Source organism: Enterovibrio sp. QJM3NY_24 (genome assembly GCF_057786035.1).
In genome coordinates this window covers 1,113,542-1,140,365 of the sequence record NZ_CM173519.1, presented here as the reverse complement: position 1 = coordinate 1,140,365, position 26,824 = coordinate 1,113,542, and the positions used below count along the sequence as shown (strand labels likewise).

The 26,824-nt window shown below is 47.0% G+C and carries 20 protein-coding genes; 10 read left to right on the top strand and 10 right to left on the bottom strand.

What is annotated here, in order from left to right; translation table 11 throughout:
• Window positions 1-258: 258 nt before the first annotated feature.
• Window positions 259-900, bottom strand: coding sequence for a uridine kinase (udk, locus tag AC3CIC_RS04980; protein WP_017004824.1), 642 nt, complete (start codon window positions 898-900; stop codon window positions 259-261).
• Between the two features lie 167 nt (window positions 901-1,067).
• The gene (apbC, locus tag AC3CIC_RS04975) at window positions 1,068-2,126 is read right to left on the bottom strand and encodes an iron-sulfur cluster carrier protein ApbC (protein ID WP_488515501.1); all 1,059 of its coding nucleotides are present in this window, start codon (window positions 2,124-2,126) and stop codon (window positions 1,068-1,070) included.
• 269 nt (window positions 2,127-2,395) lie between these two features.
• On the opposite strand from apbC, the gene metG reads away from it, so the two are divergent.
• Together metG and AC3CIC_RS04965 are read left to right on the top strand one after the other, a co-directional pair.
• Window positions 2,396-4,447, top strand: coding sequence for a methionine--tRNA ligase (gene metG / locus AC3CIC_RS04970; RefSeq protein WP_488515500.1), 2,052 nt, complete (start codon window positions 2,396-2,398; stop codon window positions 4,445-4,447).
• 457 nt (window positions 4,448-4,904) lie between these two features.
• Entirely contained in the window at window positions 4,905-5,732 is an 828-nt protein-coding gene (locus AC3CIC_RS04965) for a hypothetical protein (protein ID WP_488515499.1), read from the top strand.
• 91 nt (window positions 5,733-5,823) lie between these two features.
• On the opposite strand, the gene AC3CIC_RS04960 is transcribed toward AC3CIC_RS04965, so the two are convergent.
• From AC3CIC_RS04960 to lrp, 6 genes are all read right to left on the bottom strand, one after another.
• Window positions 5,824-7,386, bottom strand: a complete 1,563-nt coding sequence (locus tag AC3CIC_RS04960) for a methyl-accepting chemotaxis protein (protein WP_488515498.1) — start codon at window positions 7,384-7,386, stop codon at window positions 5,824-5,826.
• Between the two features lie 309 nt (window positions 7,387-7,695).
• Window positions 7,696-8,982 (bottom strand): serine--tRNA ligase, encoded by a 1,287-nt coding sequence (gene serS / locus AC3CIC_RS04955; RefSeq protein ID WP_016961528.1) that lies wholly within the window; start codon window positions 8,980-8,982, stop codon window positions 7,696-7,698.
• A gap of 169 nt (window positions 8,983-9,151) precedes the next feature.
• On the bottom strand, window positions 9,152-10,486 hold the full coding sequence (locus tag AC3CIC_RS04950) for a replication-associated recombination protein A (protein WP_488515497.1): 1,335 nt from the start codon (window positions 10,484-10,486) through the stop codon (window positions 9,152-9,154).
• Between the two features lie 123 nt (window positions 10,487-10,609).
• Window positions 10,610-11,206, bottom strand: coding sequence for an outer membrane lipoprotein periplasmic chaperone LolA (gene lolA, locus AC3CIC_RS04945; protein ID WP_488515496.1), 597 nt, complete (start codon window positions 11,204-11,206; stop codon window positions 10,610-10,612).
• A 13-nt stretch (window positions 11,207-11,219) separates the two neighbouring features.
• Complete coding sequence (locus AC3CIC_RS04940) at window positions 11,220-14,045, bottom strand: DNA translocase FtsK (protein WP_488515495.1); 2,826 nt, start codon at window positions 14,043-14,045, stop codon at window positions 11,220-11,222.
• A gap of 225 nt (window positions 14,046-14,270) precedes the next feature.
• On the bottom strand, window positions 14,271-14,765 hold the full coding sequence (gene lrp / locus AC3CIC_RS04935) for a leucine-responsive transcriptional regulator Lrp (RefSeq protein WP_016961524.1): 495 nt from the start codon (window positions 14,763-14,765) through the stop codon (window positions 14,271-14,273).
• A 165-nt stretch (window positions 14,766-14,930) separates the two neighbouring features.
• Here lrp and ald point away from each other — a divergent pair, with 165 nt between their 5' ends.
• The 7 genes from ald to infA all read left to right on the top strand — a co-directional run bounded on the left by ald (window position 14,931) and on the right by infA (window position 22,684).
• Window positions 14,931-16,046: an alanine dehydrogenase gene (gene ald, locus AC3CIC_RS04930; RefSeq protein ID WP_394212840.1), complete on the top strand. Its 1,116-nt coding sequence runs from the start codon at window positions 14,931-14,933 to the stop codon at window positions 16,044-16,046.
• Window positions 16,047-16,167: 121 nt separating this feature from the next.
• Window positions 16,168-17,130 (top strand): thioredoxin-disulfide reductase, encoded by a 963-nt coding sequence (gene trxB, locus AC3CIC_RS04925; RefSeq protein ID WP_488515494.1) that lies wholly within the window; start codon window positions 16,168-16,170, stop codon window positions 17,128-17,130.
• A gap of 132 nt (window positions 17,131-17,262) precedes the next feature.
• On the top strand, window positions 17,263-19,032 hold the full coding sequence (cydD, locus tag AC3CIC_RS04920; RefSeq protein WP_488515493.1) for a heme ABC transporter permease/ATP-binding protein CydD: 1,770 nt from the start codon (window positions 17,263-17,265) through the stop codon (window positions 19,030-19,032).
• Window positions 19,025-20,746, top strand: a complete 1,722-nt coding sequence (gene cydC / locus AC3CIC_RS04915) for a heme ABC transporter ATP-binding protein/permease CydC (RefSeq protein WP_488515492.1) — start codon at window positions 19,025-19,027, stop codon at window positions 20,744-20,746. The genes cydD and cydC overlap by 8 nt, the downstream gene beginning before the upstream one ends.
• Window positions 20,747-20,820: 74 nt before the next feature.
• On the top strand, window positions 20,821-21,543 hold the full coding sequence (aat, locus tag AC3CIC_RS04910) for a leucyl/phenylalanyl-tRNA--protein transferase (protein ID WP_488515491.1): 723 nt from the start codon (window positions 20,821-20,823) through the stop codon (window positions 21,541-21,543).
• Window positions 21,533-22,246, top strand: a complete 714-nt coding sequence (locus AC3CIC_RS04905; RefSeq protein ID WP_016961518.1) for an arginyltransferase — start codon at window positions 21,533-21,535, stop codon at window positions 22,244-22,246. The genes aat and AC3CIC_RS04905 overlap by 11 nt, the downstream gene beginning before the upstream one ends.
• A gap of 219 nt (window positions 22,247-22,465) precedes the next feature.
• Window positions 22,466-22,684 (top strand): translation initiation factor IF-1, encoded by a 219-nt coding sequence (gene infA, locus AC3CIC_RS04900; RefSeq protein WP_016961517.1) that lies wholly within the window; start codon window positions 22,466-22,468, stop codon window positions 22,682-22,684.
• Between the two features lie 83 nt (window positions 22,685-22,767).
• Here infA and clpA read toward each other — a convergent pair whose 3' ends face one another.
• Together clpA and clpS are read right to left on the bottom strand one after the other, a co-directional pair.
• Window positions 22,768-25,029, bottom strand: coding sequence for an ATP-dependent Clp protease ATP-binding subunit ClpA (gene clpA / locus AC3CIC_RS04895; protein WP_016961516.1), 2,262 nt, complete (start codon window positions 25,027-25,029; stop codon window positions 22,768-22,770).
• A 58-nt stretch (window positions 25,030-25,087) separates the two neighbouring features.
• Window positions 25,088-25,408, bottom strand: coding sequence for an ATP-dependent Clp protease adapter ClpS (gene clpS / locus AC3CIC_RS04890; RefSeq protein ID WP_016961515.1), 321 nt, complete (start codon window positions 25,406-25,408; stop codon window positions 25,088-25,090).
• A gap of 817 nt (window positions 25,409-26,225) precedes the next feature.
• On the opposite strand from clpS, the gene cspD reads away from it, so the two are divergent.
• Window positions 26,226-26,447, top strand: coding sequence for a cold shock domain-containing protein CspD (cspD, locus tag AC3CIC_RS04885; RefSeq protein ID WP_016961514.1), 222 nt, complete (start codon window positions 26,226-26,228; stop codon window positions 26,445-26,447).
• The last annotated feature ends 377 nt before the right edge of the window (window positions 26,448-26,824 follow it).

The following is a 26,824-nucleotide window of genomic DNA, read 5'->3' as shown; positions in this document are numbered from 1 at the left end:
CATTACAAAACGCATAAAATCAATCTTATTGAAGCCATTAAGCCACAGAGCCCAGCTGATCTTAGTGGTTCACTTTTGTCATTTACGATTGGAGAGGCACTGCGGGAGAGCAGGATTTAAAACTCGATGCATTCTATCCGTTGAATACCCAAACGATTCGCTTAAAGTCACATTTTTCCGGCGCGTTGACACAGAGTCGTGTCATTACGTTTATCTCAGTAACAGATAGCAAAAAGCCGGACTTCGCCGGCTTCTTGATTATGATTTTAGCAGTTTCGCAATGTGTGCTTTCAGCACATCAATGGCAATGCGGTTCTTACCGCCGCGTGGGACAATAATGTCCGCATACTGTTTGGAGGGCTCAATGAACTGCATGAACATTGGACGTACTGTCTTCTGATACTGAGCCAGCACAGATTCCATGGTACGGCCTCTTTCTGCCACATCACGCTTAACACGACGCAGCAAACAAATATCTAATGGGGTATCCATAAAGATGCTTGCATGCATCAACTCGCGAAGACGAGGGTCTGTCAGCAACAAAATCCCTTCCAAAATGATCACCTTCTTTGGCGTCAATGTGGTGGTCTCGTTCAGTCGGGTATGCTCACCATAACTATATTGTGGCACTTCTACCGCTTTGCCTTCCATGAGGGTTTGAAGGTGCTTACAAAGCAAATCATGGTCAAGCGCTTGTGGATGGTCGTAGTTTGTTTTAACACGATCTTCCATGCTTAGATGGCTTTGATCGCGATAGTAGCGGTCTTCCGTGATAACACCGATCTGATGATCGCCGACTTTTTCCTTTAATTCCTGATAAATGGTGCTGGCGATCAGACTTTTACCGGATGCAGATGCGCCTGCAATACCGATAATGACACATTGGTTGTTGTCACTCATATATGAATACCCGGAAGTTTGGCGAGAAATAAACCGCCTGATTATAGGGAGTTGGATGCACGGATGCCATCTAAATATGTGATGAACATCTCAATTAAAAGTAATCCGTACAATGTTTCATCAACTCTCAAGTGATTTGCGCATCAATTCACTCTTTATTTACAGCCCTAATCCTTCAAGGTGGTAATCGAGATCTGCTCTGCGATGGGCTCACCGCTCCAGTAAAGATGGCACGCGATTCTTAGTGCAAGTTGACGATATACCTCAGCGTGTTCGCTTTCCGGTTTAGAAACGACTGTCGGGCACCCTGCATCGATGTCTTCGCGAATACTCATGTGTAGTGGCACTTGTGCGAGTATCGACAAGTCGAGGTTCTTCGCCATCTTTTCTGCACCACCCTGACCAAATATTGCTTCATGGTGTCCACATTGGCTGCAGATGTGATAACTCATATTTTCTATTACACCGAGCACCGGAACCGCCACTTTATCAAACATGGTCACACCTTTGATCGCATCAGCTAACGCTAAATCCTGAGGCGTTGTCACCACCACTGCGGCAGTGATTGGGAATTGTTGCGCCATGCTCAATGCAATGTCCCCTGTGCCTGGAGGCATATCTACGACGAGATAATCCAAATCTGGCCATCGCGTTTCATTGACCAATTGGGCAAAGGCTTTAGACGCCATAGGGCCGCGCCAGACCATGGCATTTTCGTCGGGCACGAGATAGCCAATAGAATTGCTAAACAGACCGTGCGATTCAACCGGCTCCATGTTTTTGCCGTCAAGCGTCACGGGCTGCTTGCCTTTTGTCCCCAGCATTATCGGTACGGATGGGCCGTAAATATCTGCATCCAAGATGCCGACTTTTGCACCCTGTGCGCTCAGTGCCAATGCAAGGTTCACTGAAGTCGTCGATTTCCCCACCCCGCCTTTTGCAGAACTGACAACAATCACGTTCTTCACACCCTTTATCGGGGATTTATCACCGGCCTTCAGTGGAACAACGCGCTGTTGAATCGAGATAGGAGGAATCACATGCCCATTGGCTTTTTGCGCCTCTAACCAAGCGTCTAATTCGGCAATCAGTTCTTTGGCAGCAAAGGGGAAAGTCAGCGTCATCTCTCCCTGTTTTGATTCGGTCACAATACCGGTGTGGCTAGCCCAGTCGGGGATCAATGCGGGGTGTTGAAACTGGTTAAGCAAAGCAATGACGTCAGACATATCAATCCCTCTATATATTGTTACGACCCCCACTCAAGGCAGTCGCGTTCTCCGTGTTCGAAGCGTAATTCATTCGTGTTCGTTGTTAGCCTAATGAAATTCAAACCAAATCGCACGGTTTTCGTTGCTTAAACCTACTGTCGATCTGCCGCATTCAAACCGCCTCTATAGAAGCGGCAAACTTAATGTGCGCTAGGCATTCCAACGTGTATCAGGTAATATTTGCGCCATTCTTTCGATTCATTTATCAAAAGCGAACTAACTAAATTATGGCTGCAAACCAACGTAAAATTCTGGTTACCTGTGCCCTGCCTTACGCGAATGGCTCTATCCATTTAGGTCATATGCTTGAGCATATTCAGGCAGACGTATGGGTGCGTTATCAGCGCCTACGTGGCAACATTGTCAACTTCATTTGTGCCGACGATGCACACGGTACTCCGATCATGCTGAAAGCACAGCAATTGGGTATTGAACCGGAAGCCATGATTGCGGCAATGCAGAAAGAGCATGAAACAGACTTCGCAGGCTTTGACATCAGTTTTGACAACTACCATAGCACTCACAGTGACGAAAACCGTGAGCTGGCTTCGTACATCTATACTGAGCTGAAAAACAAAGGCTTCATCAACAGTCGCACCATTTCGCAACTGTTCGACCCTGAAAAAGAAATGTTCCTGCCTGACCGTTTCGTTAAAGGCACTTGCCCGAAATGTGGCGCTGAAGATCAGTACGGTGACAACTGTGATAACTGCGGTGAAACCTACAGCCCAACCGATTTGATCAATCCTAAATCGGCGGTTAGCGGCGCGACTCCAGTCATGAAAGACTCGGTACATTTCTTCTTCGATTTACCGCAATTCGCAGACATGTTGAAAGCATGGACTACTTCTGGTGCGCTACAAGACGAAACCGCCAACAAAATGGCTGAGTGGTTTGAAACGGGCTTACAACAGTGGGATATCTCACGTGATGCCCCTTACTTCGGTTTCGAGATCCCAGGTGAACCTGGTAAATATTTCTACGTTTGGCTAGACGCACCAATTGGTTACATGGGTTCGTTCAAGAACTACTGTGACAAAAATAGCAACGTGGACTTTAACGAATATTGGAAGAAAGACAGCACCACGGAGCTGTATCACTTCATCGGTAAAGACATTGTCTATTTCCACAGCCTTTTCTGGCCAGCGATGCTTGAAGGCTCAGGTTTCCGTAAACCAACCAATGTGTTCGTTCATGGTTACGTCACCGTGAATGGCGCCAAAATGTCTAAATCAAAAGGAACGTTCGTGAAAGCGAGCACCTATTTGAAGCATTTGGATCCAGAGTGTCTGCGCTACTACTACACGGCAAAACTCAATAACCGTATTGATGACCTAGATTTGAATCTGGACGATTTCGTTCAGCGCGTAAACTCAGACATCGTGAACAAAGTGGTTAACCTTGCTTCACGTAACGCGGGCTTCATCGCTAAACGTTTCGACGGTAAGTTATCAGCAGAATGCGCAGAGCCTGAGCTTTACGCTGAGTTTGCTGGTGCGGTAGAACGCATCGGTGACATGTACGAGAAACGTGAGTTTAGCCGTGCAGTCCGTGAAATCATGGCGCTGGCTGACAAAGCGAATCAGTACGTTGATGAAAAAGCGCCATGGGTTGTCGCGAAAGAAGAAGGCAAAGATGCCGAGCTTCAAGCGATCTGCTCTATGGGCATTAACTTGTTCCGTGTGCTGATGGCATACTTGAAACCTGTGATGCCTGAGCTGGCGTTGCGTACTGAAGCGTTCTTGAATGAAACACTGACATGGGAAGGCATCGCACAGCCGCTGACTGACCATACCGTCAGCCCGTTCAAAGCGCTGTTCAGTCGTATCGATCCAAAGCATGTAGAGGCAATGGTTGAAGCATCAAAAGAAGATGCTGCAGCAGAGAAAGCGCTCGCGGAAAAAGCAGAGGCTGCAAAAACAAAAAGTCCGCTAGCAGATGAGCCTATCGCAGCTGAAATCGAGTTTGATGACTTTGCCAAAGTAGACCTTCGCATCGCGAAAATCATCTCGTGTGAATCTGTGCCTAAAGCAGATAAGTTGCTGAAATTCCAACTGGACCTCGGTGGTGAGACACGCCAAGTATTCTCTGGCATCAAATCTGCTTATAACCCTGAAGATTTGGTCGGTAAATACACCGTCGTCGTTGCTAACCTCAAGCCACGCAAAATGAAGTTCGGTATGTCCGAAGGTATGATTCTGGCTGCTGGCCCTGGTGGTAAAGACTTGTGGTTACTTGAACCACATGAAGGTGCACAAGCTGGCATGCGTGTGATGTAATCACACCGTCATTTGTCACGAATACAAAAACAAAGAGGGAGCCCGTTTGGCTCCCTCTTTTTATCTGTCATATCGCTTGATTCGGTAATAAGAACCAAGCCCTCTATACCCGAGTAATTCCAATCAGATTAAGCAAGCGGTCATAAATTTTCACGGGAAAAATCGTCAAGAACAAGGAAGAAATTGCAGTAACTGGTTATTCTACTTATAAAATCTCTGACGGAGCTATTGTCGATTTTGACCAGCAAGAATGGCTGAATACTTCTTTCTATTGGTATAATCTCACAAGGCGATTTGCCTATTTTTTCACACATTTATTGCACTGTATTGGTTCAATGATGCATCAGCGATGTTCAGAAAACAACCGCACCAAAAATAACTCGTTGTTTTTATTGATGCTAATAATTGGCATATCCCCTGCACTATCTGTACAGGCTCTCAATGTGAGGAAAAAGATATGTCTCTATTACGCACAATCACTCCAACTTGGTTAATACAGCTCGGCAAAAGTGTCTCTAGCACAAAAGATACACGTCGCGAACATTACCGTTCTCAGATCAATAGTCTTCGCTCTTTATTGTGGATGCTTCATGAGCACAATACGCGCTATGTTCGCTGCCCTCAGTCGCCGCAAGCATCAAAAGCGAGAGATGAGATCCGCGAATTTTGTGAAGAACTGCAAGCGTCTTGCAATAACCCACAGCGCCCTCTTTTTCGCGTTCTGAGTGCTCGGGTGGAGCAGGCTCTTTCGTCACTGCCCAGCCAATCAAAGGCAGGTTGGTATGCGATACATCACCGCACTTCTGACCACCTTATTTATATCATCGATGAAATTGCTCGTTCATACATTGCAGAGAGCAAACATGATGCAATGTATGAAGAGTATCAGGCATTTTGGCAAACATGGATTGATACGAAAGAGTCTCAACTGCGCTTTGAGCAAGCCACTATGCGCTTGGTCGAAGGTAAAACCGCGGCATGGCAATCTGTCAGCTTACATAGTCGAATTCTGCAAAAGCGCCTGTATCAACTGTCGCTGATATCGAGCGCTGAAGCGTCGCTTGCTTTTGACCGTATCGACAGCCGTTTTGACTCGGTGATTGGTTCTGAAAATGGGGATATTCCAGCGTCTTCTTTGGTCAAAATCTCCCAGGATCTTAGTGTTGTATTGCTCCACCTTTTTGATCGCGAACTGACGATACGCACCGACGATGCCTTGGTAGAAAAGATGCACGAAGCGAAGAACACAATACATCCATTACCAAGCCCTCGCCAAACTGCGTAATTCTCACTATCGTTTGGCGGCGACGACTGAATCAACAGAAACAAAAAAAGGCCAGCAATGCTGGCCTATATATTCTTTAACAAAAGTCCCGCTAAGATGTACGACGGAACTGCATCACTAATCGCTTCTGATCACCCAGCGCATCAAACAAATTTTGCGCTTCCACCACAGATTCTCGCGCAATATTAATGGTTTCCTGCGACAGCTCTGAGACCGACTGAATGTTACCATTCATTTCGTTAGACACAGCAGCCTGTTCTTGCACCGCAGTCGCGATTTGATGGTTTCGGTCATTAATGTCTGTGACTAGCTCTTGTGAACGACGAAGTACATCCCCCGCTTGCTCTGCGCTAGCGACACAATCTTCTGACAAGGTTGTTCCTCGTGCCATCGCATCAACAGCCAGTTGCGTACCGTTTTGGATTTTCGAGATAACATCTTGGATCTCTGATGTCGATTCTTGCGTACGCTGAGCCAGTGCCCGCACTTCATCAGCAACCACCGCAAAGCCCCGACCTTGCTCACCGGCACGTGCCGCTTCGATCGCAGCGTTCAATGCCAACAAGTTGGTCTGTTCTGCAATTCCTTGAATCACGTCCGATACTGCACCGATTCGCTTGCCGTGCTCTTCAAGTTCAGAAATAACACTGGATGCAGAGCTCAGCTGCTTCGCAAGATTTTGAATCGCATCAACAGTTTTACCAACAGTTTCCATACCTGCTAACGTCGCGTCTTGAGCTTCGGTCGCTGCATCAGAGGCACTTTGCGTGTTACCAGACATGTCATTCGCAGTCGCTGACATTTCATTGATCGCCGCGGCTATTTGATCGGTCTCAGCATTTTGCTTGTCAAGATTATCCGCCGTTCTTTGACCATTGCCTTTTGCTGTATTAGCAGCATCAAGAACCTGATCACTACCGTCCATGATTCGACCGACCACAGCATTCAATTCAGCTGCACGCATCTTCAATGCAAGCTCTACTTCTGACACATCATCAATCGCCCCATTGTAGATATATTCCATCAATGGGTTGTCATAGGCTTCTCTCGCCAACTTGGTAACCCTTTCTAATCGGCGAGTCAGCATGTAAATCGCCACCATCGAAAAGACCAATTGCACGGCAACTGACGCGGCGAAACCAGCAAAGAAACCCGCAGCCCCCGCTAAAATAGCCCCGGGAATAAACCACATGGCGGCTCGCTGCCAAAGGCGAGTACGTGGCATTTTCAATGCCGATGGTGTCTTCCCGGCTAGGAGAAGTGGGTAAACTTTTTCTGCGCGATCAACAGCTATCCGATCAGGTACCATACGCACAGACTGGAATTCGACAATCTGGCCGTTTTGTTTGATGGGGGAAGCAAACGCGTTGACCCAATAGTGATCACCATTTTGGGAACGGTTTTTCACCATGCCCATCCACGACTGACCATTTTTTATGAAGTCCCACATGTTCTGGAATGCAGCTGGGGGCATTGATGGATGGCGAACCTTATTATGGGGTTGCCCAATCAACTCTTCTTGAGTATATCCAGCGACTTCGCAGAACTCTTTACTTACATATTTAATGATACCGCGCGTGTCGGTGGTAGAGAGCAGGTTGTAATCAGCAGGAAAGCGTATTTCCTTGTCTGTTACCGGATTGTTGACTCGCATACAACGCTACCTTTTTTGTGAGTGATACATATCTCTAATAAGTAATATTAGTCCAATAATTTGGAATGAAATGATAAGGTTGCGCCTAATTGATGACTTACGTCGTACTTGAAGTGATAGTGTTTATTTTTCAATCATTTAAAAAATGCCATGTCCGGAAAGTTTGTTTACATCAATTCCATAGAACATGTGATTGCATGGAAAAATAAGAAAATAGTGCCCAACCCAAAAGGCATTCTATTGAATAACAAAATGGAGGTATAAAAAAACCGGCAATGATATGCCGGTTTTTTTAAGTGGATTTATTAATCAGCCAATCTGAGTCAAACCACCCATATATGGGCGCAGCACTTCTGGTACTTCAATTCGACCATCTTCTAACTGATAATTCTCTAGAATCGCAACCATGGTGCGACCAACCGCCAAACCTGAACCATTCAACGTATGAAGCAGTTCTGGCTTCTTCTCTGCTTTGCGACGGAAACGCGCTTGCATGCGGCGAGCTTGGAAGTCAGTCATGTTTGAACATGATGAAATCTCGCGATACGTGTTTTGAGCAGGAACCCAGACTTCTAAGTCATATGTTTTCGCAGCACCAAAGCCCATATCACCTGTACACAGGATCACTTTACGGTAAGGCAAGTTCAGAAGCTGAAGAACTTTCTCAGCATGACCGGTCAGTTCTTCCAGTGCTGCCATTGAATCTTCTGGCTTCACGATTTGAACCAACTCAACTTTGTCGAATTGGTGCATGCGGATCAAACCGCGTGTATCACGACCATAAGATCCTGCTTCAGAACGGAAACAAGGTGTATGTGCTGTCATTCGAATTGGCAAATCTGCTTCGTCAACAATCGTATCGCGTACCATGTTAGTCAGCGGCACTTCAGCAGTCGGGATCAGCGACATGCCAACGCCTTCTTCTGTCGCAGGCTGAGTATGGAACAGGTCTTCACCAAACTTAGGTAGCTGACCCGTACCGAACAAGCTATCTGCATTCACCAAATACGGCACATACATTTCTGTGTAGCCGTGCTCAGTAGTATGAAGATCAAGCATGAATTGCGCGATGGCACGGTGCAAACGTGCCATTTGGCCTTTCATGACGATAAAGCGAGATCCTGACAGTTTCACGGCACTTGCGAAATCAAGGCCACCAGACATTTCGCCTAGATCAACGTGATCTTTCACTTCAAAATCGTAAGTTTTAGGTTCGCCCCAAACAGAAATCTCAACGTTTTCAGACTCATCTTTACCAACAGGCACAGCATCATCTGCAACGTTTGGTACCATTTGTACAATCGTATTCAGTTCATTTTGAAGCTCAGACAATTCCGCTTTTGCTTTGTTTAGCTCATCGCCTAGGTTTTCAACTTCCGCCAGCAAAGGCTGGATATCTTCGCCTTTCGCCTTCGCCTGACCAATGGACTTAGAACGCGAATTACGCTCAGCCTGCAGCTCTTCAGTGCGAACTTGTAGCGATTTACGCTTTTCTTCTAAGTCGCGAAGTGTGTCAACGTCAAGCTTAAAGCCACGACGCGCTAGCTTTTCAGCGGTTGCGTCCAACTCGGTACGAAGTAGTTTAGAATCCAGCATGTTAATCCTGTGAATCGTTATCTAACAGTGCCTGAAAAAATTTAACGCTGCCACGCACTACTATGACAGCGCCAATATGAAAGGTGCTTAGCCCGCTATTGGATGATATTACTATCGAAAACAGAGGGTATTAATTGGCTTAAACAATACCCAAAATACCCTCTTTTTCCTAGCGTTTTTGCGGGCTATTTGCATCTAACTGGTCAAGAAATGCCAACTTTTCGGCGATTTTAATTTCAAGCCCACGATTTACGGGTTGGTAGTATCGCGTGCCTTTCATCTCTTGAGGGAAATAGCTCTCACCAGCTGCGTAAGCATTTGGCTCATCATGGGCGTAGCGATACCCTTCGCCATAGCCCAAACCTTTCATCAGTTCCGTCGGTGCATTACGTAAATGGTCAGGCACTTCAAAATCAGGGTGCATTTTCGCATCGCGAAGCGCTTGTTTCCACGCGGTATATACCGCATTACTTTTCGGCGCGCAGGCCAAATAAACCGTCGCTTGTGCAATGGCTCGCTCGCCTTCCGACGGGCCCACGCGCGTGAAACAATCCCACGCACTGATGGCAATTTGCATCGCTCTTGGGTCGGCATTCCCTATGTCTTCCGAGGCTATCGCGAGCAAACGTCTTGCCACGTATAGAGGATCACCACCTGCAGTAATAATTCGCGCATACCAATACAATGCAGCGTCAGGATCAGAGCCTCGAACAGATTTATGAAACGCCGAAATCAAGTCGTACCAAAGATCGCCTTTGTTATCGAACCTTGCAACTTTCTCTCCGGCCACTTCCGCCAGTAGTTCTAACGTAATGAGCTTGTCGCCTTTGGCATCGACCTCCGCCATGTCAGACAACATTTCAAGGTAGTTGAGCGTCATCCGCGCATCACCCGAGGTAAAGTTGGCCAACTGTTCTTTAACATCTGACGGAAAACTCAATTTTTCATTGCCCAAGCCACGGGTTTTGTCCGTCAGGGCTTGTTCAATGACATCAAGAATATCTTCTTTGTCGAGCGACTTGAGTTTGTAAACCCGTGCACGCGAAAGCAGTGCATTATTCAGTTCAAACGAAGGGTTTTCCGTTGTTGCACCAATAAAGGTGACGGTGCCATCTTCTATATGTGGCAGAAATGCATCTTGCTGGCTTTTGTTAAAGCGATGCACCTCATCAACAAACAGTATGGTCCTGCGCCCGACCAGCCTGCTTTCTTTGGCCTTATCAATCGCAATACGTATGTCTTTGACCCCAGAGGTCACAGCCGAAACACGCTCGATTTCCGCATCGGCATAACCCGCAGCGACTTCCGCTAACGTGGTTTTTCCGGTACCTGGCGGTCCCCATAAAATCATAGAATGCAGTTGACCGCTTTCGAGTGCGCGACGCAACGGCTTACCTTCGCTTAAAAGGTGTTTTTGACCAATGTATTCGGAAAGGTTGGTTGGTCGCATACGGGCAGCGAGGGGGCGAAAATCGTCCGCAAATTCCAGACTGAAATTACTCACAAACAGGACTCTCGGTTAGGGGGTGCAAGGTGTTAACTTAGCATGGCTAAGGCAAACACCTCACTCAATAATAAAAATGCGATTGGGTGCAAAAGGCGCTAAGAGGACCAGCGCCTGTCGAGATTATTGACGTTGATCGTCCAGCTCTACCCCTTCAGGAACAGTAAAGCTGAAAAGTGAAGCACTTGGCGACACATTCTTGATATTTTCAAGTTCAAAACGACTGGTTTGGCCATCTTGTTCTACAACAGCAAACTCTGTGATACGCCCATCTGTGCGCACATCGACGATAAACTCACCCAGATTACTGGCTTGCTTTGGCGACAAAACGAAAGTATCTCCGTCTTGCTTCACGTTGTAATTGTTCCAGTCTTTCGGGTCATTACGCGTTAGCAGAACAAACGGTGTTTGCGACGTTGCATCTTCCAACCACATGGCAGTGACTTGCTCAATAAACGGGCTGTAATACCACAAGGTTTTACCGTCTGAAACAAGGATGTTTTCATCCGGTAGCACCGTTTCCCAGTTGAACAAGTTAGGACGTTTCATGGCAAGTTTGCCTTCGCCTTCACTGATCAGCTCTCCTTCAGGGCTCGTCACTTTCTGCTCGAAGCTAGCCGTAAAGTTGTTTAATTTACCTAAGCGAGTGTTCAATTCTTGCTGGGGTGTTGCAAATACTGCTGGCGCTGCCAGCAGTAAGGACATCAACATCTTTCTCATTCTATTTTTCCAATCAATCTCTTGGCGGTGGTGGCGGAGCCAACACCTCTCGATTTGAGTTATGGCCTGGTGCGCTGACAATGCCCTGCACTTCCAGTTGTTCTACGATTCGTGCAGCACGGTTGTAACCAATTTTAAAGCGACGCTGTACGCCAGAGACTGACGCACGGCGAGATTCAGTCACAAATTCAACCACCTGATCGAACAGTTGATCCAACTCTTCACCACCTTCGGCAGCTTCGCCCGGTAACAAGCCTTCTGAGCCTTGGTCACCATTGGTAATGTCGGTAATGTATTGCGGTTTACCCCGTGCTTTCCAGTTACTCACAACACGGTGAACTTCATCATCATTGACGAAAGCACCATGGACACGCGCTGGATGGTTCGAGCCGTTTGGCATAAAGAGCATGTCACCCATACCCAGTAATGATTCAGCGCCACCTTGGTCAAGAATGGTGCGTGAGTCAGTTTTGGTTGATACCGTAAAGGCCACACGTGTTGGAATATTGGCTTTGATAAGACCCGTGATCACATCCACTGACGGGCGCTGCGTAGCCAACACAAGGTGGATACCTGCGGCACGCGCTTTTTGCGCCAGACGAGCAATCAGCTCTTCAACCTTCTTGCCCACGACCATCATCAGATCAGCGAACTCATCGACAATTACAACGATATAAGGCAGTTTTTCCAGTGAAGGCGCCGTCTCGTCCATGCTGTCACCCGGACTCCACAGTGGATCGGGAATAGGATGATTGGCATCAGCAGCTTCTTTCACTTTTTCGTTGAAACCACCGATGTTTCTCACACCGAGCATAGACATGAGTTTGTAGCGGCGTTCCATCTCGGCCACACACCAACGTAACGCGTTGCCCGCGTCTTTCATGTCAGTAACCACTTCGGTTAGCAGATGCGGGATACCTTCATAGACGGACAATTCGAGCATTTTCGGGTCAATCATGATAAAGCGGACATCTTCTGGGCCCGCTTTGTACAACATGCTGACGATCATGACATTCACACCGACCGATTTACCTGAACCTGTGGTACCTGCCACCAGCATGTGAGGCGCTTTGGCAAGGTCAGTCACAATCGCTTCGCCTGCAATATCTTTACCCAATACCACAGAAAGCGGTGATTTCGACGATTGGAAGCGCTCGCTCGCCACCACATCTGACATAAACACAGTTTCACGACTGGTGTTCGGTAACTCTAGACCGATATAGGGTTTGCCTGGGATCACATCGACAACACGCACGGCGCTCGTCGAAAGAGAGCGGGCGATGTCTTTTGATAGTCCCATGATGCGGCTGACTTTGACGCCTGGTGCAAGTTCTAATTCGAAACGTGTGATAACTGGGCCAGGGAATATACCCATCACGGTCACTTTAATCTTGTACTCTTCCAATCGCGTTTCGATAAGACGCGCTTGGTACTGAAGTTCTTCGTCTGTTGCACGTGTCGCGGTGTTACGCGGCGGGTCCAACAAATCAAGGGTTGGCAGAGGTTCTTTAGGTCTGGGTACGTTCGGCTCATCTTTGACCAAGAATGGGTGTAACGCACCAGCGGCATTCTTCTGAGCTTCACGGATAGTCTGCTGGAATGGGTCTTCATCATCAGGGATCACGGACATGGCTTGTGCCCTATCTAGTTCTGATAGACCATCTGTGTTGCCAATAGCAACGTCAGGACGAGACTCGTCGTTAAGTTCGACAACATCGACATTCATCGACGTTCCTTTCACTGTCTCGGCTTCAATAGCACTCTCACCAAGATCAAAAGGCGGTGTTTCAACTATCGATTCAGAAGGCGTAGGTGCATCCATCATCAAGGCATCGATGTCTCCGCTAGGCTGAACAGATGTCTCCACGTCATCATTGCTGATGTCGTCATGACTAACTTCAACGTCAACGTTATTATCAACAACGCTTTCAAAGACCGGAGCTGGTGACGGGGCAATCACAACCTCAGGGCTGGATTCCATCGTCATGCTTGGTTCTTTACGTTCGACAATCACTGGTGCTGGTGAATGGATTACTGGCATGCCACTGCGCGCACTTGAATCAACCGGTTCATTCACACGCTGGACTTTGCTCAGCGCTGCAATGTCTACCAGCTCACGCTGGTCGCCATCTATCGTTGGATCAGCAAACAGTGGATCAGACACGTCGACATTTGTTGTATCTACCGTGGCACCCAATGTTTGAGGTTTATCACCGCGAATACGATTCACAACCCATGTGATAGAACAGAGGGTTTTCTCCCCCAGCGTATCGACGATGGTTAACCATGATATACCTGTAAACAAGGTAAAACCGGCCGCCCACAGAAACATCAAAATCAGTGTGGAACCTAGTAGGTTAAACAACGGCAAAGAGAGTGCCGTCAGTACATCACCCACAACGCCACCGGAAGAAAAATACCAGAAGTCATCGAAATTCAGATCTGCCAACGCGGTACTCGTTAATAGAAGCAGAGCAACACCCAAGATTTTGGTGGCCAAGATGGTGTAGTTCAGTGGCTCCGATTCGCCACGACGACGAAATACAACCCAACCACCAAGAAGAAGCAAGAATGGCATGGGATACGCCAACGTACCCAGTGCAAAGAAAAAAGTGTCTGCAACCCATGCGCCTGTACTGCCTGCTGCGTTTTGCACAGGTCCATCCCAAGCGGTCTGTGACCATGAAGGATCGGAGGAGTCGTAACTAAGAAGGGACACTAACATGAACACAGCAGACAAGAGCGCGAGAATAAGTGCGCTTTCTTTTAAACGTTGTTTCCCGTTTAAACGACGTGAGGTGTCTGTCTGTTTCTGCTCCTGACGCAAGAAGAACTCCATTATCACCTATCTTTCTAAATTTAAGCCCCAAAATGGACGCGATAGCTTTGTAATTATTCATTATTTGCCGAAGACACGAAGGAAGAAATAGCCTTATTTCCTCTTTCAACGCCCTTTACTTGCAAAAGTGTACACCAAACAAAAAAACAAACCGAGCAGCAAGCTACTCGGTTTATCGAATATAACACTAATGTCAGCCCTCTTTGTTTGAGGGATGTGAGCTTTTTAACGCGTTTTGATGACCAAATGGTTAGTTTGCTTCACTTCTTCCATGACGACATACGTACGAGTGTCGTTCACACCTGGCAGACGAAGTAACGTCTCACCCAAAAGTTTACGATACGCCGACATGTCCGATACGCGGGTTTTAAGCAAATAGTCGAAATCGCCCGATACCAAATGACACTCCTGGATATCTTCGAGCTGCTGAACGGCCTTGTTAAACTGTTCGAACACATCCGGTGCACCACGGTTAAGTGTGATTTCTACAAATACCAACAGTGATGCATCGAGGAACTGAGGGTTCAACAACGCAGTGTAACCACTGATATAACCTTGTCTTTCTAGGCGACGAACGCGCTCAAGACAGGGTGTTGGCGACAGTCCTACTCGCTTAGACAGTTCAACGTTTGATACGCGACCATCTTTTTGAAGCTCATTAAGGATATTTCTGTCAATGCGATCCAATTCCTTGGAGGGTTTCTTTTTGGCGTCAACCATTTTTTATTCCACCTTCTTACGTCCTTGCAATGTAAAATGCCATTTTCATTAACATAACTTATATTTTTAGCATCAAATCTGGCTTTCCGCGAACTATACTAGCTCTAAATACAATAATACTACAAAACAACAGCTAATAACTCTATAAAGAAGCGAGGAATCAGGATGATCATTGGTGTACCTAAAGAGATTAAGAACCACGAGTATCGAGTCGGCATGGTTCCTGCCAGCGTACGCGAGCTTGTTTCCCGTGGCCACGCTGTGTACGTCCAGTCACAGGCAGGCATGGGCATTGGCTTTAGCGATGACGATTACATCAATGCTGGTGCTTCTATTCTTCCAAGCGCAGAAGAAGTGTTTGCCACTGCTGAAATGATTGTCAAAGTTAAAGAGCCGCAGGCCGTTGAGCGAGCCTTACTTCGCGAAGGGCAAATTTTGTTTACCTATTTGCACCTTGCACCAGATTTTCCACAGACACAAGACCTTATCAAGAGCAAAGCTGTCTGTATAGCCTATGAAACCGTAACAGATTCTAAAGGTCGACTACCACTTTTGGCGCCGATGTCAGAAGTTGCTGGTCGCATGTCGATTCAGGCAGGTGCACAGGCACTAGAAAAATCTCGTGGGGGCGCAGGAATGCTTCTAGGCGGCGTACCAGGCGTAGAACCCGCGAAAATTGTGGTCTTGGGTGGTGGCGTTGTTGGCTCCAATGCAGCGCGTATGGCGGTGGGTATGCGCGCTGATGTTTCCATCTTAGATCGCAACATTGATACGCTAAGATCATTAGATGAAGAGTTTCAGGGACGCGCGAAAGTACTCTATTCCACAGAAGAAATTCTTGAAAAACACGTTCTCGCCGCAGATTTGGTCATCGGAGCAGTACTAATTCCCGGTGCAGCAGCACCAAAATTGGTGACGGCCGATCACATCGCAAGAATGAAACCGGGCTCTGCCGTTGTCGACGTTGCGATTGACCAAGGTGGTTGTTTCGAGACTTCGCATGCAACAACCCACGCGGATCCGACATATATCGTGGACGATGTCGTTCATTATTGCGTAGCAAACATGCCAGGAGCTGTAGCACGAACTTCTACCTTTGCATTGAATAACGCTACCTTGCCCTACATTGTGAAACTGGCAAATATGGGATATCGAGATGCACTGCTTAGTGATGAAGGTCTGCTGAAAGGTCTAAATGTGATTAACGGCAACGTCACCATCCAAGAAGTTGCAGAAGCCTTTGATCTCGATTACCTCGATCCAAGAGCTGCGCTCGCATAATCTTTAAGTAATAACAGATAACACAATTCCATGAAGGGCACCGCAAGGTGCTCTTTCTTTAGCAACACATTTTCCCTACAATCTCTCTCATTACATAACACTCAATCCATCCGGAGAAATAATGAGCAACGTAAAGCATTCAAGCCTTCTTATCTTAGGTTCAGGTCCTGCAGGTTACACCGCTGCAGTCTATGCTGCGCGCGCTAACCTTACGCCAGTCATGGTGACAGGGATGCAACAGGGCGGTCAGCTAACGACCACCACAGAGGTCGAGAACTGGCCAGGGGATGCTGAAGGGTTAACTGGTCCCGCTCTGATGGAGCGCATGAAAGAGCATGCGGAAAAATTTGATACCGAAATCATTTTCGATCACATCAATGAAACCGATCTGACTCAGCGTCCTTTTCGCCTAAAAGGCGACAGTGCCGAATACACCTGTGATGCACTAATCATTGCAACCGGCGCTTCTGCTCAATACTTGGGTATGGAGTCTGAGGAAAAATTCAAAGGTCGCGGCGTTTCAGCGTGCGCAACGTGTGATGGCTTCTTTTATCGCAATCAAAAAGTCGCGGTCATCGGTGGTGGTAACACGGCCGTTGAAGAAGCACTGTACTTGTCTAATATTGCTTCTGAAGTACACCTTATTCACCGTCGTGACACTTTCCGTGCCGAAAAGATCTTGGTTAGTCGCCTGATGGATAAAGTCGAGAACGGTAACATTACTCTTCACACCGATCGTGTCCTTGACGAAGTCTTGGGTGACGACATGGGCGTGACTGGCGTTCGAATCAAAGAAACCCAATCTGACGTAACACAAGATCTGGAAGTCATGGGCTTGTTCGTGGCCATTGGTCATAAACCAAATACCAGCATCTTTGAAGGCCAACTGGACATGCACAATGGTTACATCAAAGTGCAATCAGGCCTTGAAGGCAACGCGACTCAAACTAGCGTTGACGGTGTTTTTGCGTCGGGTGACGTCATGGATCACATCTATCGCCAAGCCATCACCTCTGCAGGTACAGGTTGCATGGCTGCACTGGATGCAGAACGCTTCCTTGATGCGTTAGAAAGCAATAAGTAATTCGCGTTTCTAGGCTCATTTATGGGCCTATATTTTTGCCAATTTAGCCTTCCTATACTCCGCGGTGACTATTGATGTTGCATCACCTTAGCAATGCCAGCGCGCCATGGAATAATAAAACCAAGAAGTACTATGGATAAAAAGAAACAACGCTCGCTTGTCCAGTGGCTCAAAGGGCAAAGTAAGCTTGGCAAAACCTGGCTCATCGCAGCGATTGGCTTGGCATTTCTGTCTGGTCTTTTTTTGATCGCCCAAGCCGCATTACTTGCCAATATTCTTCACGAACTCATCATAGAGAAAACCGACAAATCCGATATTTGGCTTTCTTTCGTCGGATTGGCGATCATTGTTTGTCTTCGTGCAGTTTGCAGTTGGGGGAAAGAACAAGCCGGCTATCGCGCAGGGGAAGCCGTGCGTCTTCACGTTCGTCACCTTATTCTCGATAAGCTCCAAACACTGGGACCTGCAACTATCCAAGGTAAACCTGCCGGTTCTTGGGCAAGCTTGGTGCTAGAGCAAGTCGAAGATATGCAAGATTTCTTTGCGCGTTATTTACCGCAAATGGCAATCGCAGGTCTCATACCTTTTGTCATCCTGCTCGTCGTCTTCCCACTTAACTGGGCCGCTGGGCTTATCTTCATGCTTACAGCGCCATTAGTGCCGTTTTTCATGGCACTGGTTGGTATGGGGGCTGCTGACGCAAACCGACGCAACTTTAAGGCACTACAACGCCTTTCTGGCCACTTTTATGATCGTCTACGAGGTCTCGCTACCATCAGACTATTTGATCAGGCTGAAGCTGAAAGTAACTATCTCAAGGTCGCCTCTGAAGATTTTCGCAAACGCACAATGGAAGTATTGCGCTTGGCGTTTCTCTCATCAGCAGTACTAGAGTTCTTTACATCACTGTCCATTGCTATCACGGCTGTTTACTTTGGTTTTAGTTACATTGGCGAGCTGAATTTCGGTCACTATGGCTTAGGCATTTCACTGTTTGTTGGTGTTTTCGTTCTGGTTCTCGCCCCTGAGTTTTACCAGCCTTTGCGCGATCTCGGTACGTATTACCACGCGAAAGCGCAAGCTATTGGTGCAGCAGAATCTATTGTTAATTTCCTCGACGCCGAGCCAGAGCATCAAGCATCAGGTACAGCAAAAATCCCCGCAAATATCGTCGCAATCAAAGCAACAGATCTTGAAGTACTCAGTCCTGATGGCGTGATATTGGCCGGCCCGCTTAGCTTTGACATCAAAGCTGGCGAGCGCGTGGCTTTAGTTGGCCAAAGCGGTGCCGGTAAAACCAGCCTTATTAACGCCCTACTTGGCTTTTTGCCTTATCGTGGTAGCCTGAAAATCAACGGTATAGAACTTAATCAGGCTGATTTAGCGCATTGGCGTAAACAAGTCAGCTGGGTCGGTCAAAACCCTCAACTTTTCCATGGCAGTATCAAGGACAATATCTGTCTTCCTGCACCATTGGCGACCGATGATCAGATCCAACGTGCAACGAAAGCCGCCTATGCTGATGAGTTCATTCAACACCTCGACCAAGGCTACTTGCACCACGTGGGCGATCGCGCAAGTGGTTTGTCCGTCGGCCAAGCGCAACGTATTGCGGTGGCACGTGCGCTGCTACAAGATAGTCAGTTCTGGTTATTAGATGAACCGACAGCGAGTCTTGATGCGTCGAGCGAGCGATTAGTGATGGACAGTCTGAACAAAGCCACGAAAGACACCACCACATTGCTCGTGAGCCATCGTATCGATCAGCTTGGTACCACAGATAACATTTTGGTGATGAGCAAAGGTAAGTTGGTACAACAAGGCCCATTTGAAGCGCTTAAACACGAAGGTACATTTGCTGAAATGATCCAAGCGGTTGACAGGAGTGACCTTGATGCGTGATCTCATTCCTTTTCTTAAACTCTACAAAAAGCATTGGTTTGGTTTGCTGTTAGGCATGCTACTTTCGTTTGCGACCCTGGCCTCTGCGATCAGTCTACTCACTCTGTCCGGTTGGTTTATTGCCGCGTCGGCGGTAGCGGGACTTGCGGCGGCGAGCAATTTTAATTACATGTTACCCGCTGCGGGTGTTCGTGGTTTTTCGATTGCACGTACTGCTGGGCGATGGGGCGAACGCGTTGTCAGCCACAACGCCACATTTAAACTGCTCGCAGATCTTCGTATTTTCTTCTTCGACAAACTCACACCGCTGATCCCTGGCAAAGTGGGTAACTTACGTGATGCCGATATTCTCAATCGATTGGTTGCCGATGTGGATGCGATGGACCATGTCTATCTTCGCCTTATCAGCCCATTGTTTGTCGGCGTGCTCGGCATATTTTGTGTTAGCGGCTTCCTATATTGGTTCGATCCAAAACTGGGACTCACGCTCGGTGTGATTCTTCTGTCGCTCATGTTAATACTGCCCGTGGTGTTTTACCGTCTTGGTGGCCCACATGGGGAAGAAATTACACGTGCAAAGTCTGAGCTTCGAATTTCACTCGTTGATTGGCTCCAAGGGCACGCTGAACTGCAAATCTTTGGTGCAGCAGATAGGTTCCGCGAACGCGCGCATGATGCTGAAAAGCGGCTACTTGGCGCGCAACGTCAAATGGCAGGCGTGACGGGTTTAGCGAATGGGATATTGCTCGCCGCAAATGGATTAACCTTGGTGTTGATGCTTTGGATAGCTGCTGATGGTGTAGGCGGGAACTTCCCGAACCCGATGGTGGCGATGGTGGCGTTTACGACGATGGCAAGCTTTGAGTTGATGATGCCCGTTGCCGGTGCATTCCAGTATTTAAGCCAAACAATGACCTCTGCTAAACGATTGAACGAGATCATCGAAGCAACGCCTGAAACTCAATTCGACCCAATGGGTTACAACAATACGGCTAAGGGGAAAATTGAGTTCCAAGACGTAAGCTATTCTTACCATGGCGCAGATAAGCCTGCGGTTGATTCCGTATCGCTTACCATCAAAGTCGGTGAGAAAGTGGCGCTGCTTGGTCGCACCGGGTGTGGTAAGTCAACCCTGCTGCAGCTCCTCACACGCTCTTGGGACCCCTCACAAGGAACGGTTAGCATAGATGGTCAACCTCTAACTGCGTGGCGTGAGTCGGCGCTTAGAGCGTCCATCGCTGTTGTTAGCCAACGTGTCGACATCTTTAATGGTGCATTGCGTAACAACCTCTCTATGGCAAAGCCAACTGCAACAGACGAAGAATTGATCTCTGTGATTGAGCAAGTCGGACTTTCCGATCTTTTGGATGGTCCTGGCTTGGACGTTTGGCTTGGCGACGGCGGTCGACAATTATCAGGGGGAGAACGCCGCCGCTTAGGGATTGCGCGTGCACTATTACGTGATGCACCTATCTTGCTGCTGGACGAGCCAACCGAAGGGCTTGATGTCAAAACCGAGCAGCAGATTCTGTCTTTGCTTCTTGAGCATGCAAAAGGCAAAACAGTTCTGTTTATCACCCATCGCTTAGTTGACCTCAAAGAAATGGACACTGTGTGTTTAATGGATGAAGGCCGAATTATTGAGCAAGGTGACCATCAAAGCTTGAAGGCTGCCGGTGGGCGTTACACTAACCTGCTTCAACGTATTCAGTAATCGGCATGAGTTTGTATAATTAAGGGAGCCTCGGCTCCCTTTTTTGCAACCGGGAACAGGAACCCATACTAGTTATGACCATATATTTACCGCCACTGGATGACAACGACCCAGAGCTATTTCCGCCTGTGAGCAGCGCGTTGGATGATCCTGATGGACTTCTTGCCATTGGTGGTGATCTGTCACCACAGCGCCTTAGGGCGGCTTATGAGCATGGAATCTTTCCATGGTTTGGCAATGAAGAACCTTATCTTTGGTGGTCACCGTCTGAGCGGGCAGTCATCGACCCGACAACGTTCGTCCCTAGCAAAAGCCTGAGGAAGTTTGCTCGTAAGCAAGGCTTTCGTGTTTCGATCAATCATCGATTTGACGACGTTATCGAGCAATGCGCGCTGATCCGTGGAGCCCATCAAGTTTGGATCACGCACGAAATGCGCGAAGCCTACAAAAAACTCCATCGACTTGGTGGTGCACACAGTGTCGAAGTTTGGCAATGTGACACATTGGTGGGCGGCTTATACGGTGTGGGAATAGGAGGACTGTTTTGCGGAGAATCTATGTTCTCCCTACAAACCAACGCATCTAAAACAGCACTTTGGCGTTTCTGCGAACACTTCAAACAACATGGCGGCCGATTGATCGACTGCCAAATGATGACTGAGCACCTCGCCTCTTTAGGCGCACAACCTCTGCCACGTGCTGATTTTATCCAACGACTTAACCAGCTGAAACATCGCATTACTGATGCCACGCTTTTTCAGTCTCAGTGGATTAGTGGTGATCTCAATGGACAATAACACCATGGTGAAACGATCGTTTCGTGTTGGAGTCATGGCGCCGTCGTCGTGTTCCTATCTGCCGGACAGGCAAGAGTCCATCGCGGTTGTGCTAGATCCCGAACTTCACAACATGGATGGCTACAATGCCCTCATTCAGTCCGGCTTTCGCCGCAGTGGCAGCAACATCTATCGTCCTCACTGCGGTGAATGCAGTGCATGCCATTCACTGCGCGTAGACACGTTTGGTTTCACACCGTCCAAAAGCCAGAAACGTCAAATTAACCAGCTCTCTCGCCTTGATGTTCGTCTTCAAGACACGTTAGATGATGAATGGTTCTCATTGTACGAACGCTACATCAACAAGCGTCATCAGCAGGGCTCTATGTATCCTGCAAACAAACATGATTTTCTTTCTTTTGTGCAAAGTGACTGGCAAGACTCAAAATTCCTTCACCTTTTTGACCAAGGGAAATTAATAGCGATTGCCGTCACGGATGTTCTGGAGCAAGGATACAGCGCTATCTACAGCTTTTTTGACCCAGACCACCCTTGGTCACTTGGCTCACTGTGCGTGTTAGCGCAAATAAAAGTGGCCATAGAAAACAAAACGCCTTGGCTTTATTTAGGTTTTCAAATAGATGAATGCGATGCAATGCGTTATAAACAAAAATTCAAACCCCATCAGCGTTTTGTCGCGGGACAATGGCAACAAACTCCCTAGGGTTTAAAGTAAACATCACCCCAACGTCAATCGGCCAGAATGCCCACTTTGGCTTTCACAGAATGAAGTATTTAGCCCAAACCGCAACCGATAGCCGATTTTTACTGGTCAGCCAGAGAGCAAAAGAGTAAAATTTCGGCCTTGAACTTTACAGACTTAACGAATCAAGGCATTATCTGCCAGTCAAAAATTGGCTGATTGATAGCCTAAGAGGATTAAATGGCAAAAGAAGACGTAATTGAATTGCAAGGTACCGTACTGGACACCCTGCCAAACACCATGTTTCGCGTAGAACTAGAGAACGGCCACGTAGTAACTGCTCACATCTCTGGTAAGATGCGCAAAAACTACATCCGTATCCTTACCGGTGACAAAGTTACCGTTGAAATGACGCCTTACGATCTGTCGAAGGGACGCATTATCTTCCGCGCGCGCTAATCATCACGTCTCGCGAACACGAAAAACCCGGCTTTCAGGCCGGGTTTTGTCATATTTATAATCTGTAAATCTACCTAGTTGTATCAGGCAGGTTCCATCTCATCGCTGAAGCTAAATGTCAGTGCATCGCTTTTCACGTCCACTTTCACCGTGCCACCATTGACCAGACACCCAAACAACAACTCGTTGGCCAGATTTTTCTTAACGTGTTCTTGCATCACACGAGCCATTGGACGTGCGCCCATAGACTTGTCATAGCCCTTCTCTGCTAACCAGAATTTCGCTTTGTCTGTGACTTCCAAAGACACGCCGCGAACATCCAGCTGAGCTTGCAGTTCGACCACAAATTTATCAACCACTTGAAGAATGACTTCTTTATCAAGATGATTGAACCAGATGATGTTATCGAGACGGTTACGGAACTCTGGTGAGAACATTTTCTTGATCTCAGCCATAGCATCAAGGCTATGATCTTGCTGAATCAGACCAATCGATTTACGAACCGTTTCGGTTACGCCCGCATTCGTCGTCATCACAAGGATCACATTTCGGAAATCTGCTTTTCGGCCATTGTTGTCCGTCAGCGTACCGTTATCCATCACCTGCAAAAGCAAGTTAAACACATCAGGGTGCGCTTTCTCGATTTCATCAAGCAGCACAACACTGTGAGGGTGTTTGATCACAGCATCGGTCAATAAGCCGCCTTGATCGTAGCCAACATAGCCAGGGGGCGCACCAATCAAACGACTGACAGTATGACGCTCCATGTACTCAGACATATCAAAACGCTGAAGCTCAATGCCCATGGCGCGAGCCAGTTGCACCGTCACTTCGGTTTTACCTACCCCTGTCGGGCCCGCAAACAAAAATGAACCTACTGGTTTGTTTTCTGCACCCAGACCGGCTCTGCTTAGCTTAATAGCTTCACACAGCGCACCAATGGCATCGTCTTGCCCAAACACCAGCATTTTCAATTTATGCTCAAGCGATTGAAGCACTTCGCGATCCGATGAAGAAATAGACTTCTCAGGGATACGCGCCATTCTGGCGATCATGGATTCAATATCACCCACACCTACCGTCTTCTTACGCTTGTTTGCAGGCGCCAAACGGCAGCGAGCTCCCGCTTCATCAATCACATCAATGGCTTTATCCGGCAAATGACGGTCATTAATGTATTTCGCTGATAGCTCAACTGCAGCGCGAATCGCTTTGTTGGTATAACGCACTTCGTGGTGAGCTTCGTATTTCGATTTCAGACCCATCAAAATTTTAGTGGTGTCATCAATCGAAGGCTCAATCACATCAATCTTTTGGAAGCGACGCGCAAGTGCTCGCTCTTTTTCAAAAATACTGCTGTATTCCTGATAAGTGGTCGAACCGATGCAACGAAGTTTGCCGCTAGAAAGCAGTGGCTTAATTAGGTTAGCGGCGTCTACCTGACCACCTGATGCTGCGCCAGCACCAATGATGGTATGAATTTCATCAATAAATAGTACCGCATGCTCTTCTTTTTCAAGCTGCTTCAAAATGCCTTTGAAACGCTTTTCGAAGTCGCCACGGTACTTAGTACCCGCCAACAAAGAGCCTATATCGAGCGAGTAAATGACGCAGTTTTGAATAATCTCCGGCACTTGGCCTTCAACAATCCGCCATGCTAGCCCCTCAGCAATCGCCGTCTTACCGACGCCAGCTTCACCGACGAGTAGCGGGTTGTTTTTACGGCGACGACAAAGTACTTGAATTGTTCGCTCAAGTTCTTTGTCTCGACCAATCAAAGGATCAATGCCACCGACACGGGCAAGTTGGTTTAGATTAGTCGCGAAATTTTCAAGACGCTCTTCACCACCTTCAACAGCCGCTTCTTCTGATGACAAATCAGCACCAGGCAATTCATCATCACTGCTAGAAGATTTTGTCGTGCCATGGGAAATGTAGTTAACAACATCGAGTCGGCTAATATCGTTTTTCTTCAGCAAATAGGCCGCATGGGACTCTTGTTCGCTAAAGATAGCAACCAACACGTTAGCACCACTTACTTCGCTGCGGCCTGAAGATTGAACATGGAAGACAGCACGCTGAAGCACGCGCTGGAAACTCAGGGTTGGCTGAGTCTCGCGATTGTCGTCATCGACAGGGATGAGCGGTGTTGTTTGTTCAATAAATGCTTCTAGCTCTTTACGCAAAGCATCAAGGTCAGCGCGGCACGCAAGCAAAGCTTCGCGAGCAGCCACATTTTCCAGAAGCGCCAATAGCAAATGTTCCACTGTCATAAACTCATGACGTTTTTCACGTGCTCTAGCAAAAGCCCCGTTCAGGCTTGCTTCGAGTTCTTTATTTAGCATAAGGCACCTCCCTCAAAAACCACATTATGGTGTGCCGGAGAAAACCAAGTTCTCCTTCTTAGGCTTTCTCCATTGTGCACAACAATGGGTGTTGATGTTCTTTTGCGTACATCATTACCTGGGCGACTTTCATCTCGGCAACTTCCGCACTGTAAACGCCACAAACAGCCTTTCCTTCGTAATGAACTGCTAACATCACTTGCGTTGCTTTCTCTATGTCCATGGTGAAAAAACGCTGCAAAATCTCTACAACAAACTCCATGGGGGTGTAATCATCATTATTCAACATCACTTTATATAAGGATGGCGGCTTTACTTTCGTTTCTTCCGCTTCTTTTACATCAGAATCCGGAACTATCCATTCGTACTTTTTGCTCATAACTGCTTACAATCTTTAAGGTAGCTCAAGTGTTCTTTACAAAACAAGGTTTTATACGTCAGGTTTGTAGATTGAGATATCAAACACAAGATTTGCTACCACTACTTAAAACGTAATCCACAGATTGTATTCCAGCAACCATAACAATGCCATGTTGCTCGAACCCTCTCACTGAAATTCACCTTGTCTCACCCAATATGAAGCGACACCACTCGCATTGCAAATTTTGCAATTCGTATGTAAGCCACGGCAGCACTACAAAGCGAACTCACCTGGCATGTCAAAAATTCCATACAAAAACACATTACATCTCAATGCCTCAAAAATGATAAAATGTCTCGATAAATATAAAGTTAATTTTCGGAATTAATGTTTCAGCATGAGTTATTCGCCCTAGGAATATATCTGAACTGGTGTATTTAGTCATTAAGCCACTAAAGCACACTTCCAAGTTTAAATTTATATTTTTCATGCCATTAACTATACCCCTCAAGAGCATAGATGTCGTCATGGTAGTGTTTTCAACTGATGGGTTTGTAAATTATACCCCTAGAACAAAGTATTATATGTAAAACGTGGTCGTATTAATGAAACAAATCCTACCAAAATGATACTCATATCATCCTTCCGTCACATCACTGGTTATTTTTATTAAAATGTTGTTATATAGACGTTCAGACGCTTGACTGTCTAAATCTTTCTACTAGAGTGGGAATTGAAGTAAAAACATACAGCATCAATTACGATTGAGTAACATGATTGCAAATGTTGGTTTTACTCATAGTTATGCAATTTGAATGCAAGAGGGATGTTTCGCATGGCAACTGGTACGGTTAAATGGTTTAACAATGCTAAAGGGTTTGGTTTTATCTGCCCTGATGAGGGTGACGGTGATATCTTCGCGCACTACTCAACAATCCAGATGGATGGATATCGCACTTTGAAAGCTGGTCAAACAGTGAACTATGAAGTGCAAGAGGGCCCCAAAGGCTATCACGCAAGTGAAATTGTTCCAGTAGAAAACGAAGCCCTAAAATAAAATAGTGTTGCTACAATCTTTTTGCTGCCCGAAGGTCGACATTTAAAGAGCGAACTCAAGTTCGCTCTTTTTACTTTCAAAGCCCCCTAAAACGACTCTCTCGCCATTGATCTCTCATCACCCACATCTATACCCAAGACTCCCACGCTGCACGCCTAGCGCTTCATATGAGTCTGCATATCCCAGAGTAACCTTCAATCTAGTCTTCAAAGTCAGTCTGCTTACAAGAGATAGTATTACTTTCCTGTTTTGTTGATGATTTTCAACGTATATAAATCATGATGTTTTAGGGCAGCGACACGCTTTCACGCACCTATTTAAAAGCCAACAAATACTGGTTGAACAAACAATCTTTAGTTGGCGAGTACACAGAGACA